Source organism: Pseudescherichia sp. L3, assembly GCF_024656065.1.
In the GTDB taxonomy this organism is placed as follows: domain Bacteria; phylum Pseudomonadota; class Gammaproteobacteria; order Enterobacterales; family Enterobacteriaceae; genus Pseudescherichia.
The window spans coordinates 318,925-332,499 of record NZ_JANKYC010000004.1 but is presented as its reverse complement, the minus strand read 5'-3'; the positions used below and the strand labels follow the sequence as shown (position 1 = coordinate 332,499).

At 58.2% G+C, this 13,575-nt stretch carries 12 protein-coding genes and 1 pseudogene; 9 read left to right on the top strand and 4 right to left on the bottom strand.

Going from position 1 to position 13,575, the window contains the following annotated elements:
- Window positions 1–137 precede the first annotated feature (137 nt).
- Window positions 138–902 carry a pyruvate dehydrogenase complex transcriptional repressor PdhR gene (pdhR, locus tag NR795_RS19045; RefSeq protein ID WP_042390535.1) on the bottom strand — a complete coding sequence of 255 codons (765 nt, stop codon included), beginning with the start codon at window positions 900–902 and terminating at the stop codon, window positions 138–140.
- Window positions 903–1,446: 544 nt separating this feature from the next.
- Between pdhR and aroP the strand changes: the two genes are divergently transcribed.
- The 3 genes from aroP (at window position 1,447) to NR795_RS19030 (ending at window position 5,356) form a co-directional block, all read left to right on the top strand.
- On the top strand, window positions 1,447–2,823 hold the full coding sequence (gene aroP / locus NR795_RS19040; protein WP_144817663.1) for an aromatic amino acid transporter AroP: 1,377 nt from the start codon (window positions 1,447–1,449) through the stop codon (window positions 2,821–2,823).
- Window positions 2,824–2,997: 174 nt separating this feature from the next.
- The gene (locus tag NR795_RS19035) at window positions 2,998–4,395 is read left to right on the top strand and encodes a glycoside-pentoside-hexuronide (GPH):cation symporter (protein WP_144817662.1); all 1,398 of its coding nucleotides are present in this window, start codon (window positions 2,998–3,000) and stop codon (window positions 4,393–4,395) included.
- 10 nt (window positions 4,396–4,405) lie between these two features.
- Window positions 4,406–5,356: a family 43 glycosylhydrolase gene (locus tag NR795_RS19030; protein WP_257759043.1), complete on the top strand. Its 951-nt coding sequence runs from the start codon at window positions 4,406–4,408 to the stop codon at window positions 5,354–5,356.
- A gap of 58 nt (window positions 5,357–5,414) precedes the next feature.
- On the opposite strand, the gene ampE is transcribed toward NR795_RS19030, so the two are convergent.
- Window positions 5,415–6,269 carry a beta-lactamase regulator AmpE gene (ampE, locus tag NR795_RS19025; protein WP_144817660.1) on the bottom strand — a complete coding sequence of 285 codons (855 nt, stop codon included), beginning with the start codon at window positions 6,267–6,269 and terminating at the stop codon, window positions 5,415–5,417.
- Window positions 6,266–6,829 carry a 1,6-anhydro-N-acetylmuramyl-L-alanine amidase AmpD gene (gene ampD, locus NR795_RS19020; RefSeq protein WP_144817659.1) on the bottom strand — a complete coding sequence of 188 codons (564 nt, stop codon included), beginning with the start codon at window positions 6,827–6,829 and terminating at the stop codon, window positions 6,266–6,268. Before ampD ends, ampE begins: the two co-directional genes overlap by 4 nt.
- 88 nt (window positions 6,830–6,917) lie before the next feature.
- Between ampD and nadC the strand changes: the two genes are divergently transcribed.
- The 4 genes and pseudogenes from nadC (at window position 6,918) to hofC (ending at window position 10,860) form a co-directional block, all read left to right on the top strand.
- A complete protein-coding gene (gene nadC / locus NR795_RS19015; RefSeq protein ID WP_257759042.1) occupies window positions 6,918–7,811 on the top strand; it encodes a carboxylating nicotinate-nucleotide diphosphorylase in 894 nt (297 codons plus the stop codon).
- Window positions 7,812–8,009: 198 nt separating this feature from the next.
- Entirely contained in the window at window positions 8,010–8,447 is a 438-nt protein-coding gene (gene ppdD, locus NR795_RS19010; RefSeq protein WP_257759092.1) for a prepilin peptidase-dependent pilin, read from the top strand.
- A gap of 36 nt (window positions 8,448–8,483) precedes the next feature.
- Window positions 8,484–9,668, top strand: a pseudogene (gene gspE, locus NR795_RS19005) (type II secretion system protein GspE); the annotation flags it as partial.
- The gene (gene hofC / locus NR795_RS19000; RefSeq protein ID WP_257759039.1) at window positions 9,658–10,860 is read left to right on the top strand and encodes a protein transport protein HofC; all 1,203 of its coding nucleotides are present in this window, start codon (window positions 9,658–9,660) and stop codon (window positions 10,858–10,860) included. The pseudogene gspE and the gene hofC, both read left to right, overlap by 11 nt.
- A 44-nt stretch (window positions 10,861–10,904) precedes the next feature.
- Here the strand turns inward: hofC and NR795_RS18995 are convergent, their stop codons facing one another.
- On the bottom strand, window positions 10,905–11,948 hold the full coding sequence (locus NR795_RS18995; RefSeq protein ID WP_144817655.1) for a GMP reductase: 1,044 nt from the start codon (window positions 11,946–11,948) through the stop codon (window positions 10,905–10,907).
- Window positions 11,949–12,209: 261 nt separating this feature from the next.
- Here NR795_RS18995 and coaE point away from each other — a divergent pair, with 261 nt between their 5' ends.
- Both coaE and zapD read left to right on the top strand, forming a co-directional pair.
- Window positions 12,210–12,830 (top strand): dephospho-CoA kinase, encoded by a 621-nt coding sequence (gene coaE, locus NR795_RS18990; protein WP_144817654.1) that lies wholly within the window; start codon window positions 12,210–12,212, stop codon window positions 12,828–12,830.
- Complete coding sequence (gene zapD / locus NR795_RS18985) at window positions 12,830–13,573, top strand: cell division protein ZapD (RefSeq protein WP_144817653.1); 744 nt, start codon at window positions 12,830–12,832, stop codon at window positions 13,571–13,573. Before coaE ends, zapD begins: the two co-directional genes overlap by 1 nt.
- Window positions 13,574–13,575 lie beyond the last annotated feature (2 nt).

Sequence of the window (13,575 nt, the reverse complement as noted above, 5' to 3'; positions counted from 1 at the left end):
CACCCCAGTCACATAGTTCACTATGCTCCTGGGGATTCGATTGCTTGCCGCCGCGATACAACCTGAATTATTTTGGGCAACCAAAAATGCAATAAGACAGGTTCTGCGTGAGTTGCCGCGCGTTTAAAGAACCACGCTTAGTCCTTTCGTTGCTGAAGCCTGCGCATTGAGCGTTCCCGACGGCTCTGCTCACGGCTGCGATCCAGCAATATCTCCTCAATAAATGCCAGGTGGCGGTGCGACGCTTCACGCGCCTGCTCCGGTTCCCTGGCAATAATCGCCTCAAAAACACTGGTGCGATGTTTGCTTACCAGCGGGAGCATCTCCCTGCGGGCATAGAGCAATTCAAAATTCTGGCGAACGTTCTGGGCTAGCATCGGCTCCATGCAGCGTAGCAGATGCAGCAGCACGACATTGTGTGCCGCTTCGGTGACAGCAATTTGATACTGGACCACCGCGCTGGACTCGGCATCAAGATCCCCTGACGTCTGCGCCAGCTCGATGGCGTGGTGCAGCTCGCGGATACGCACCCGATCTTCATCGGTGCCGCGTAGCGCCGCGTAATAGGCGGCAATCCCTTCCAGCGCATGGCGCGTCTCGAGCAGGTCAAATTGGGATTCAGGATGATCGGAGAGCAGTTCGACCAGCGGGTCGCTAAAGCTCTGCCACAGGCTGTTCTGGACAAACGTACCGCCGCCCTGGCGACGAAGCAGCAGGCCCTTGGCTTCAAGACGTTGGATCGCCTCACGGAGCGAAGGACGGGAAACGTCGAACTGTTTAGCCAGCTCGCGTTCAGGTGGAAGTTTTTCACCGGGGCGCAGTGTCCCCTCAAGGATCAAGAACTCCAGTTGCTGCTCAATCACATCGGATAGTTTTGGTTGGCGGATTTTGCTGTAGGCCATTATTCCCTGTCTCTGCCATTAGCCCGGAGTAAATTGGTCTTACCAATTTCATGTTCTTAGCGCTAAAGTAACAAAGTATTCACCTTCTGTCCATACAGGTTTTGATTGAAATCAGGGAACCCTGCACATTTTAACAACATTACAGAAATGACGTTTCAGGAATGTAACTTTGCACAAAAGATACCGTTACCCCTTAAGAGGCAGATTTAACCTCATTGAAACCTTAAAATTACTAATTGAACCGATTCAGTTGTCATTATTTTGCATATTAAATCAAATAAAGCGCTTAATTATTTTAAATAATCGATAGGGTAGTAGCTGGGGGTAGTCGGTGCGAATTTACAAATGTTTGCTTTTCATCCAACCCGCTTCTGGCCCTGCATAAAGCAGGTGCATTCCCGCGCGCTTATCATTATTCTGAGCCTTACGAAAGAGATGGGCCGATATTTCAGATCCTGCTTACGTAAATAAAAAAATACAAAAATGGAATTTTATACGTACACGCACACAACAGCGTACAAAAAATAACCACATATGAGGTTTCATGATGGAAGATCAACAGCACGGTGAAACGCTGAAGCGCGGTCTTAAAAACCGCCATATTCAGCTAATTGCGCTGGGTGGTGCTATCGGGACGGGTCTGTTTCTGGGCAGCGCATCCGTTATTCAGTCCGCAGGGCCGGGGATTATCCTCGGCTATGCCATCGCCGGTTTTATCGCGTTCTTAATTATGCGTCAGCTGGGTGAAATGGTGGTTGAAGAGCCGGTCGCCGGCTCGTTCAGCCACTTCGCCTACAAATACTGGGGCGGGTTTGCTGGCTTTGCCTCCGGCTGGAACTACTGGGTGCTCTACGTGCTGGTCGCAATGGCTGAGCTGACGGCCGTGGGGAAATACATTCAGTTCTGGTGGCCGGAGATCCCCACCTGGGTATCAGCGGCGGCCTTCTTTGTGATCATCAACGCCATTAACCTGACCAACGTCAAAGTGTTCGGGGAGATGGAGTTCTGGTTCGCCATTATTAAAGTTATTGCTGTGGTCGCCATGATCCTCTTCGGCGGCTGGCTGCTGTTTAGCGATAGCGCGGGCCCGCAGGCCACCGTGCGTAACCTCTGGGAACAGGGCGGCTTCCTGCCCCACGGCTTTACCGGGCTGGTGATGATGATGGCGATCATCATGTTCTCCTTCGGCGGCCTGGAGCTGGTGGGGATCACCGCCGCCGAAGCGGATAACCCGGAAGTGAGCATTCCAAAAGCCACTAACCAGGTTATCTACCGGATCCTGATCTTCTACATCGGCTCGCTGGCGGTGCTGCTCTCGCTGCTGCCGTGGACGCGCGTAACCGCCGACACCAGCCCGTTTGTGCTGATCTTCCACGAACTGGGAGATACCTTTGTGGCTAACGCCCTCAACATCGTGGTCTTAACCGCCGCGCTGTCGGTCTATAACAGCTGCGTCTACTGCAACAGCCGGATGCTGTTTGGCCTGGCGAAGCAGGGCAACGCCCCGAAAGCGCTGGCGAAAGTCGATAAGCGTGGCGTACCGGTGGCGACCATTCTCACCTCTGCCCTCTTTACCGCGCTGTGCGTGCTGATTAACTACCTGGCGCCTGGCGAAGCCTTTGGCCTGCTAATGGCGCTGGTGGTCTCCGCGCTGGTAATCAACTGGGCGATGATCAGCCTGGCGCACATGAAGTTCCGCCGCGCCAAAGACAAGCAGGGGGTGAAGACGCGCTTCCCGGCGCTCTTCTACCCGCTGGGGAACTGGATCTGCCTGCTGTTTATGGCGGCGGTACTGGTGATCATGGCGATCACGCCTGGCATGGCGATCTCCGTCTGGCTGATCCCAGTCTGGGTGGCCATCCTTGCCGTAGGTTACTTCATCAAGCAGCAAAAAGCAGGAAAGCCGGTTAAGGCACACTAACCGCACGCTCTGCCCTGCCCCCTAAATCCAGGGAGGCAGGGCAGATGTGAAATGTAAGACGCTTCACAAATTCACTTTCGTAGCCGTTTTGTCCATCTCTGCGCCCCTATCCTGTAACGCAAAAATTCCGTAGCGAGCAAATAATCTCTTCCTATATCAACGGGAGATTTCGCGATGGACAATAACAAGCTGTCAGTGAAAGAGAAGATCGGCTACGGCATGGGCGACGCCGGGTGCAATATCATTTTCGGCGCTATCATGCTGTTCGTTAACTACTTCTATACCGACATATTTGGTCTGGCACCGGCGCTGGTAGGGGTACTTCTGCTCTCTATCCGCGTTATTGATGCGGTAACGGACCCGATTATGGGGGCGCTGGCCGACCGTACCCGCAGTAAATATGGCCGTTTCCGCCCCTGGCTGCTGTGGATCGCCCTGCCCTACGCGCTGTTCAGCATCCTGATGTTTACCACGCCAGAGTGGAGCTACAGTAGCAAGGTTATCTATGCCTTCGTCACCTACTTCCTGCTCTCTCTGACCTATACGGCGATCAATATTCCCTACTGCTCGCTGGGTGGCGTCATCACCAACGATCCGAAAGAGCGCGTGGCGTGTCAGTCCTACCGCTTCGTGATGGTCGGTGTGGCGACCCTGCTGCTGTCGCTCACGCTGCTGCCGATGGCCGACTGGTTTGGTGGGGATAACAAAGCCAAAGGCTACCAGATGGCAATGACCGTGCTGGCGCTGATTGGCACCTGCATGTTCCTGTTCTGCTTCGCAACGGTGCGGGAACGCGTTCGCCCGGCGGTACAAACCAACGATGAGTTGAAAAACGATCTGAAAGATGTCTGGAAAAACGACCAGTGGGTGCGCATTTTGCTGCTGACGCTGTGTAATGTATGCCCGGGCTTTATCCGCATGGCGGCAACCATGTACTACGTCACCTGGGTGATGGGTCAGAGCACCCACTTTGCCACCCTGTTTATCAGCCTGGGCGTGGTGGGTATGATGCTGGGCAGCATGCTCGCAAAAGTGCTGACCGACCGCTGGTGCAAGCTGAAGGTATTTTTCTGGACCAACATCGCGCTGGCTATCTTCTCCTGCGCGTTCTACTTCTTCGATCCAAAGGCGACTACCACTATCGTGGTGCTCTACTTCCTGCTTAATATCCTGCACCAGATCCCCTCCCCGCTGCACTGGTCCCTGATGGCCGACGTAGACGACTACGGCGAGTGGAAAACCGGTAAGCGCATTACCGGTATTAGCTTCTCGGGCAACATCTTCTTCCTCAAGCTGGGGCTGGCCATTGCCGGCGCGATGGTCGGCTTCCTGCTCTCCTGGTATGGTTATAACGCCAGTGCGAAGGCACAAAGCCCTGATGCCATCAACGGTATCGTCCTGCTGTTCACCGTGATCCCGGGGGTAGGTTATCTGATTACGGCGGGCGTCGTCCGGCTGCTGAAGGTCGATCGCGAAACGATGGCACGGATCCAGGAGGACCTGGAGAAGCGTCGCACCAACTACCGTGAACTGAGCGACTATCAGGAACTGAAAGCCGCAGAGAATAAATAAGGAGCGTCCTATGCAAAACTGGCCAAACCCCTTTATTGAGCAGCGCGCCGACCCGTTTATTCTGCGTCACGGCGATGGGTACTACTTTATCGCCTCCGTGCCGGAGTATGATCGGCTGGAGATCCGCCGCGCCGCTACCCTGGAGGGGCTACGCGACGCCGAACCGGTGGTGGTATGGCGTAAACCGCAGACCGGCCCGATGAGCCAGCTGATCTGGGCCCCGGAGCTGCATCAGATTGACGGAAAGTGGTACATCTACTTTGCCGCAACCCATACGCACGATCTCGACGAGCTGAATATGTTCCAGCACCGCATGTTTGCGCTGGAGTGTGCCGATGCCGATCCCTTAACCGGGCGCTGGACAGAGAAAGGGCAGGTGCAGACGCCGTTTGATACCTTTGCGCTGGATGCCACGACGTTCAATCACCAGGGCAAACAGTGGTATCTGTGGGCGCAGAAAGCCCCCGATATTGCAGGCAACTCAAACATCTACCTGGCGGAGCTGGAGAACCCGTGGACGCTGAAAGGCGACCCGGTGATGCTAAGCAAGCCGGAGTTTGAGTGGGAGTGCCGGGGGTTTCTGGTCAACGAGGGGCCGGCAGTGATTACTCATGGTGACAGGCTGTTTGTCACCTACTCCGCCAGCGCCACCGATGAGAACTACTGTCTGGGCCTGCTGTGGATCGATATTGCTGCCGATCCACGCCAGCCGGAAAACTGGCATAAATCACCGCAGCCGGTGTTTACCACCAGCTACGACAACCGGCAGTACGGGCCGGGCCACAACAGCTTTACCAGTACAGCGGACGGTGAAGACGTGCTGGTTTACCATGCGCGTAACTACACCGAGATTGAAGGCGACCCGCTCTACGATCCGAACCGCCATACGCGGCTGAAGCTAATTAAGTGGGATAAAGACGGCATGCCGATTTTTGGCGTACCGCCTGCGGATACCTTATAGCTAATAGTGCTACGTTGCTTTGTAGGCCCGGCAAGCGAGCGCCGCCGGGCGTTAAAAGCTACACCAACGTCCCGTAAATAGTCAGCAGCGCCACCACTACCACCACGGCGAAGGAGGTCTTCTTCGCCATCGATACCGCAGCTTTTGGCGTTTCGACTTTATCGAGATGCGGCTCGCGCGCCAGTGAAAACTGGGCCAGCCGGGTCAGGACATGATACTGCGAGGTGCGCCAGTCGGTGAGCGAGGCAAACCAGGCGGGCAGCGCTTTTTCACCATGGCCAATGAGCGCGTAGACCACGCCCACCAGCCGCACCGGGATCCAGTCCAGCAGGTGCAGAATAGCATCGATACCGGACTGTAACCGCGCGTGCGGGGTCATGTATCGCGCCAGCCACGACTGCCAGGCGCGCAGGAAGGCGTAGCCCACCAGCAGCACCGGCCCCCATACGCCGCCAACAACAAACCAGAACAGCGGTGCCAGGTAGAAGCGAAAGTTAATCCACAGCAGGGCATTTTGCAGCTCGCGCAGGTACTCACGCTCGTCGCACTCCGGCGGCACGCCGTGAATTAGCGTCAGCTCGCTGGCCATAGTATCCCGCGCGTGGCTGTCATCTCGCGAGGCCGCCTTCAGATAGGCGTGATAGTGCAGGCGCACCTTACCCGCACCAATACAGAGCAGGCCGAGCATAATCCACACCACCAGCAGCGGCACGTTGAAAAAGAGTCCGTAGAGCGCACGCAGCAGCAGAAAGGTCACCAGCATCGCCACGGCGGTCAACAGCAGCGTGCGCAGCATCGAGAAGCGCTTTATCCGACGGAACAGCACCTCAAGGCGGTGATCCAGATGCCAGTGCTCACCCAGCTTAAAAAGGCGCTCGGCGATCAACACCAGCAGCATCGTGAATAGCGTCATGTCATCTCCTTATCTGACGAGAGGGCAACCAGAGCGTGAAACTTCGCCCAGTCAAAGGCCGGGCCGGGGTCGGTTTTACGCTCGGGCGCAATGTTGCTGTGTCCGGTCATATTGTCAGCAATGGCGGGGTAAAGCGCAACCAGCGCCTGGGTAATCGCCGCCAGCTGTTGATACTGCGTTTCGGTATAGGGCAGCGTATCCGTCCCTTCCAGCTCAATACCGATGGAAAAATCGTTACAGCGCTCGCGCCCACAATAGCGGGAGACGCCCGCGTGCCAGGCGCGCTTATCAAAAGGCACATACTGAACAATTTCGCCGTCGCGGCGGATCAGGCAGTGCGCAGAGACGCGCAGATGGGCAATCTCGGCAAAGAAGGGATGCGCGGTGGCATCCAGCGTGCCCGTAAACAGGGCGTCGATCCACGGCCCACCAAACTCACCGGGGGGCAGGCTAATGTTATGCACAACCAGCAGGGAGGGACACTCATCATCCGGGCGACAGTCATAATGCGGGGAGCGGACCTGCCGCACACCGACCAGCCAGCCCTCGTTTAACTGCATACGGGATCTCCTCAAGTATGGCTCTAATACTCGCTTCAGAGTAGCATGTTTCAATCTTTTGATTCGTTACCCTTTTTGGAGTTTTATCATGCCGCCTCGCCGTTACAACCCCGATAGCCGTCGTGAAGCGCTGCTGGAACGTATAAATCTGGATATCCCCGCCGCCGTGGCGCAGGCCCTGCGTGAAGACCTGGGCGGCGAGGTGGATGCGAACAACGATATTACCGCCCAGCTGCTGGCGGAAGATACGCGCTCGCACGCGGTGGTGATCACCCGTGAAGATGGCATCTTCTGCGGTAAGCGCTGGGTAGAAGAGGTCTTTATTCAGCTGGCAGGCGACGATGTGCAGATCCAATGGCACGTTGCCGACGGGGAGAGCGTTACCGCTAACCAGCCGCTGTTCGAACTGGACGGCACATCTCGCGTGCTGCTGACCGGCGAACGCACGGCGCTGAACTTTGTACAAACGCTCTCCGGCGTGGCGAGCGAGGTCCGCCGCTACGTCGATCTGCTAGTGGGCACCAAAACCCAGCTGCTGGACACCCGCAAAACTTTGCCAGGCCTGCGTACCGCCCTGAAGTACGCGGTGCTGTGCGGCGGCGGGGCTAACCACCGCCTCGGCCTCTCCGATGCATTCCTGATCAAAGAGAACCACATTATCGCCTCCGGCTCGGTGCGCCAGGCCGTAGAGAAAGCCTTCTGGCTGCACCCGGACGTGCCGGTGGAGGTAGAGGTGGAGACGCTCACGGAGCTGGAAGAGGCGCTGAAGGCCGGGGCGGATATCATCATGCTGGATAACTTCACCACCGAGCAGATGCGCGAGGCGGTGCGGATCGTCGACGGGCAGGCACGGCTGGAGGTCTCCGGCAACGTCACCTTTGATACGATCCGCGAGTTTGCTGAAACCGGCGTGGACTATATCTCAGTGGGCGCGCTGACCAAGCACGTACGCGCCCTCGATCTCTCGATGCGTTTCCGTTAGTCCCGGTAATGCCCCGGTGGCGCTGCGCTAACCGGGGCGACGGATTGCGTCCCTGCGCGCAAAAACGTTGTTTACCTCTGCAACGGCGTAAAAAACTCGGGAAGCTGACTTCCTGAACGCCGCTTTGCTCCCTCGTCACACTCTCCCTGGACTGACACACTCCCCACACCAACCAGGGAGCAGATCATGAAACAGTCATTGGAAAAACAGCAGGGTTTTACCTTAATCGAGCTGATGGTAGTTATCGGTATTATTGCCATCCTCAGCGCCATCGGCATTCCCGCCTATCAGAATTACCTGCGCAAAGCGGCCCTCACCGACATGCTGCAAACCTTTATCCCCTACCGTACCGCCATTGAGCTGTGCGCGCTCGATCGCGGCGGTACGGAGAGCTGCGACGGCGGCAGCAACGGTATCCCCTCTCCTGGCACCACGCGCTACGTTTCCGAGATGAGCGTCGAGAACGGCACGGTCACGCTGACCGGGCAGGAGAGCCTGACCGGGCTGAGCGTGACGCTGGTGCCCCAGTGGAGTAGCAGCAGCGGAGTGAGCGGCTGGCAGCGGACTTGCGACGTGCAAAACGACGCGACGTTCCAGCAGGCCTGCGAAGACGTTTTCCGCTTTGACTATCAGTAAGGAGGGAGCATGGCTATCTCCGCATCGTTCGCTGCACAAAGCCATTTGCCTGCCGTCAGCGAGGGCAGCACCTCCGTGGTTGAACTGCTTAACCAGACGCTCCAGCAGGCGCTGGCGCAGCGGGCGTCCGACATCCATTTTGAGCCGGGGGAAGAGCACTACCGCATTCGGTTACGCATTGACGGCGTGCTCCACACGCTTCCCTCGCTGGCGCGGGAGAGTGCAAAGACGCTGACGGCACGCCTGAAGGTACTGGGCAGTCTGGACATCGCCGAGCGGCGTCTGCCGCAGGACGGACAGTTCACGGTTACGATCTCCGGCAGGGCGATCTCGTTTCGTATCGCCACGCTGCCCTGCCGCCACGGGGAGAAGATCGTCCTGCGCCTCCTGCACCAGGTGAATCAGCCGCTGGATCTCGCTGCGCTGGGCATGGAGCCGCAGCAGCTGGCTCAGTTTCAGACGGCGCTGGCCAGACCGCAGGGGCTGATGCTGGTCACCGGGCCCACGGGCAGCGGCAAAACCGTGACGCTCTACAGCGCGCTGGCGGCACGTAACCTGCCCGAGGTCAATATTTGCAGCGTGGAGGATCCGGTAGAGATCCCGTTGGAAGGGCTAAACCAGACGCAGATTAACCCCCGGGCGGGGCTGCACTTCCACAGCGTGCTGCGGGCGCTGCTGCGCCAGGATCCAGACATCATCATGGTGGGCGAGATCCGCGATGGCGAAACGGCGGAGATCGCTATTAAAGCCTCCCAGACCGGCCATCTGGTGCTCTCTACCCTGCACACCAGTTCGACCAGCGAAGCGCTGGTGAGGATCGCCCAGATGGGCGTCGCGCGCTGGATGATCGCTTCCGCACTCTCGCTGGTGGTGGCGCAGCGGCTGGTGCGTAAGCTCTGCCCGCACTGTCGTCGCCAACATTCGGACGAGGTTACCCTGCCGCCAGGCCTGTGGCCCCGTGCCCTGCCCCACTGGCAGGCCATCGGCTGCGAAGCGTGCTACCACGGCTTCTGCGGGAGGGTGGCCCTCTTTGAGGTGCTGAGCGTCAACCGCGCCCTGCGTCAGGCCATCGCCAGCGGCGAGCCTGCTGAGCGCATTGAGCACGAGGCGCGCCAGGAGGGTATGCTCACCCTGTTTGAACACGGCTGCCTTGCCGTCGAGCAGGGATTAACGACCCTGGAGGAGCTGCTACGGGTGCTGGGGATGCCCCATGCAGGCTAAACAGCTCTGGCACTGGCGGGGCCTTGATGCGGGCGGTCAGCGCTGCCAGGGGGCACGCTGGGCGGCAGATCGTCTGGCCGTCGCCGACGCGCTGCAGGCTGAGCAGATCTTTATTCTGGCCCTCAGGCGCAGCGCGGTTCGAACGGCAGCCTGGCGCGGGACGTACCGCTGCGAGGTTGTTCATCAGCTGGCAACGCTGCTCAAGGCGGGCCTGCCTCTGCCCGATGCGCTGCTGATGCTCTCCCGCCAGCACCCGGTACGCCAGTGGCAGGCGCTGCTGCAAACCCTGGCGGAGGATCTGGCCCAGGGCACCGCGCTCTCTGCGGCCATGCGCCGCTGGCCGGATGCCTTTCCACCGATCTATATCGCCATGATCCATACCGGTGAGCTGACCGGCGCGCTGGATGAGTGCTGCTTCCAGCTTGCCGCCCAGCAGAAAACTCAGCTAACGCTGGCCGGTAAGGTAAAAAAGGCGCTGCGCTACCCGCTGATCGTTCTGCTCCTGGCCGTAGCGGTAACGCTGGCGATGATCCTGCTGGTGCTGCCCGAATTCGCCGCCATCTACCAAACCTTTAATACGCCGCTGCCAGCACTTACCCGCGGCGTCATGGCGCTCTCGGGGCTGATTACCCGCGCTGGCCCCTGGACGCTGGGGGCGGCTCTGCTGCTTGCCGCCAGCGGATTTGCCCTGCGTAAGCACCCGCCGTGGCTCCGCTATCGGCAGCGGCTGTTACTGGGCATACCGGTTGTCGGTGGGCTGGTGCGAGGCCAGAAACTTAGCCAGATATTTACCGTGTTGGCCCTCACCCAGCGGGCGGGTATTGCTTTCCTGCAGGGAGTGGAGAGCGTCGAGGCAACCTTAACCTGCCCCCACTGGCGCGAAGCGATCCATCATATCCATCAGGAGATCGCGCAGGGAACGCCCATCTGGGCAGCGCTAAAAAACAGCGGGCAGTTTAGCGCCCTGTGCATTCAGCTGGTGCAAACCGGGGAGGCGTCGGGAGCGCTCGATACCATGCTCGACAACCTTGCTCGTCACCATAGCGAGCTGACGCAGCAGCAGGCGGATAGCCTGGCCACGCTGCTGGAGCCGCTGATGCTGGTGGTGACCGGGGTTATCATCGGAACGCTGATCGTCGCAATGTATTTGCCGATTTTTCATCTGGGAGATGCGATGAGTGGAGTGGGATAACGACAGGAGAGAAGCTGGCGCAGCGAACCGCGCCAGCACAGGCATCAGAGGCTATTGAAAACGCGGTTTTCCTGCTCGGCGACGCGAATAAAGGTAGTGCGCTTGGTCAGCTCTTTCAGGCGGGAAGCCCCGACATAGGTGCAGGCTGAACGCAGGCCGCCAAGGATATCACGCGCGGTATTCTCAACCGGGCCGCGCAGGGCCAGCTTAACGGTTTTCCCTTCCGCAGCGCGGTAGCCCGCAACGCCGCCAACGTGACGGTTCATCGCTGACTCGGAGCTCATGCCGTAGAAGAGCATGAATTTCTCGCCGTTCTCGTCAACGACGGTACCACCGCTCTCTTCATGACCGGCCAGCATGCCGCCCAGCATCACAAAGTCTGCGCCGCCGCCAAAGGCTTTTGCCACGTCGCCCGGCACGGTACAGCCGCCGTCGCTGACGATCTGGCCGCCGAGACCGTGGGCTGCATCGGCACACTCAATCACCGCAGAGAGCTGCGGATAGCCGACGCCGGTTTTCACACGGGTGGTGCAGACGGAGCCTGGGCCGATGCCGACCTTGACGATGTCTGCCCCGGCGAGGATCAGCTCTTCACACATTTCGCCTGTCACTACGTTACCGGCGCAGATGGTTTTATTCGGCCATGCCGCACGCGCTTTAGTCACGAACTGCACGAAGTGCTCGGAGTAACCATTAGCCACGTCAATACAGATAAAGCCCAGCGCCGGGCTGGCGTCGAGGATCTGTTTAGTCTTTTCAAAATCAGCGTCGGAGGTACCGGTTGATACCATCACATGTTTCAGCACGTCGACGGACTCTGCATTAACAAAGGCTTTCCACTCTTCAACGGAGTAGTGTTTGTGCACGGCTGTCAGGATGTCGAACGACGCCAGCGCTTTCGCCATCGCGAAGGTTCCCACAGTATCCATGTTCGCGGCCATAACAGGAACGCCAGACCAGGTCATGCCAGAGTGCTTAAAGGTATATTCACGTTCTAGCTGGACATCAGAACGACTTTTGAGGGTAGAGCGCTTAGGGCGGATAAGAACGTCTTTAAAGCCTAATTTCAGATCTTCTTCAATACGCATGAACGGATTCCTGGGGTTAATGGCGACTAACGCATACGAGCTAACACACAACTCCAGTGACGCTATCATACGCACTAAATAGGAGTCCGCAAGACTGCGAAATTCTCTTTTTTTACGCTACAATCCTATAAATTTACCTGCCGAATGGGCAGAGTCCGGATTATTGAACGTTTCGTTTTCCGTACAAATTATAACCTTTTGATTTGTGAAAAAATAAATCAAGAGCTCGTGAGCTGGCAGAGCAGTCTGGGATTTTGCGTTATGGGGTATACGGTCGCCTTAACCGGGGGAATAGGCAGCGGGAAAAGTACGATTGCCAACGAATTCCTGAAAAATGGAGTTAGCGTCGTTGATGCTGATGTCATCGCCCGCCAGGTGGTAGAGCCTGGCGCTCCTGCCCTACGCGCAATCGCGGCCCATTTTGGGCCAGAGACGATCCAGCCGGATGGCACGCTCAACCGCCGCCTGCTGCGTGAACGCATCTTCGCCTCGCCAGACGACAAACGCTGGCTTAATGCCCTCCTCCACCCCCTGATCCACGCAGAAACCCAGCGGCAGATTGCTGAGGCGACATCGCCCTACGTGCTGTGGGTGGTACCGCTGCTGGTAGAGAACCAGCTGCACACCAAAGCCGATCGGGTTCTGGTGGTCGACGTCTCCCCGGAGACACAAATTTCCCGCACGATGGCGCGCGATGGCGTTACGCGTGAGCATGCCGAGCATATTCTTGCCGCTCAGGCCACGCGAGAAGCCCGTCTTGCCGTCGCGGATGACGTTATTGACAATAATGGCGCACCAGATGCCGTTGCATCGGATGTTGCCCGCCTGCATGAGGCGTACCTACGCTACGCTTCCCAGGTCGTATCACAGGAAAAACCGTAATGCACACCCACGTCCTTTTTGAACACCCGCTCAATGAAAAGATGCGCACCTGGCTGCGCATTGAATTTTTGCTCCAGCAGCTCAAAGCCCGGCTCCCTGTCAGCGATCACGCTGACGCCTTACACTTTTTTCGTAACGCCGGAGACCTGCTTGATGTGTTCGAACGCGGCGATATCCGCACCGAGCTGCTGAAAGAGCTTGAGCGCCAGCAGCGTAAGCTGAAAGCGTGGGTAGAAGTGCCTGGCGTCGATCAGAGCCGCATTGATGCGGTACGCGACCAGCTTAAGCAGAGCAGCAGTACGCTGATGGCCGCTCCGCGTGTTGGGCAACTGCTGCGTGAAGAGCGGCTGATTGGCCTGGTGCGCCAGCGTCTCTCTATTCCCGGCGGCTGCTGCAGTTTCGATCTGCCGACGCTGCACCTGTGGCTCTATGCGCCTCAGTCCCAGCGTGATGAGCAGGTTGCCGTCTGGCTGGACAGCCTCCAGCCGCTGACCCAGACGCTGACGCTGATCCTCGACCTGATCCGCAACTCTGCCCCCTTCCGCAAGCAGACCAGCCTGAACGGCTTTTACCAGGATAACGGCGACGATGCCGATCTGCTGCGTCTGGAGCTAACGCTTGCTGACCAGCTCTATCCGCAAATCTCCGGGCACAAGAGCCGCTTTGCTATCCGCTTTATGCCGCTGGACAGCGAAAATGGCCACGTGCCCGAGCGTCTCGATTTTGGTCTGGCCTGCTGCTAAGG

Bases quoted from the DNA above. Each gene is read 5' to 3' on its own strand.
- zapD (WP_144817653.1), top strand. From the start codon at position 12,830: ATGCACACCCACGTCCTTTTTGAACACCCGCTCAATGAAAAGATGCGC.
- NR795_RS19035 (WP_144817662.1), top strand. From the start codon at position 2,998: ATGGACAATAACAAGCTGTCAGTGAAAGAGAAGATCGGCTACGGCATG.
- nadC (WP_257759042.1), top strand. From the start codon at position 6,918: ATGCCGCCTCGCCGTTACAACCCCGATAGCCGTCGTGAAGCGCTGCTG.
- pdhR (WP_042390535.1), bottom strand. From the start codon at position 902: ATGGCCTACAGCAAAATCCGCCAACCAAAACTATCCGATGTGATTGAG.
- ampD (WP_144817659.1), bottom strand. From the start codon at position 6,829: ATGCAGTTAAACGAGGGCTGGCTGGTCGGTGTGCGGCAGGTCCGCTCC.
- aroP (WP_144817663.1), top strand. From the start codon at position 1,447: ATGATGGAAGATCAACAGCACGGTGAAACGCTGAAGCGCGGTCTTAAA.
- NR795_RS19030 (WP_257759043.1), top strand. From the start codon at position 4,406: ATGCAAAACTGGCCAAACCCCTTTATTGAGCAGCGCGCCGACCCGTTT.
- NR795_RS18995 (WP_144817655.1), bottom strand. From the start codon at position 11,948: ATGCGTATTGAAGAAGATCTGAAATTAGGCTTTAAAGACGTTCTTATC.
- coaE (WP_144817654.1), top strand. From the start codon at position 12,210: ATGGGGTATACGGTCGCCTTAACCGGGGGAATAGGCAGCGGGAAAAGT.
- hofC (WP_257759039.1), top strand. From the start codon at position 9,658: ATGCAGGCTAAACAGCTCTGGCACTGGCGGGGCCTTGATGCGGGCGGT.
- ampE (WP_144817660.1), bottom strand. From the start codon at position 6,269: ATGACGCTATTCACGATGCTGCTGGTGTTGATCGCCGAGCGCCTTTTT.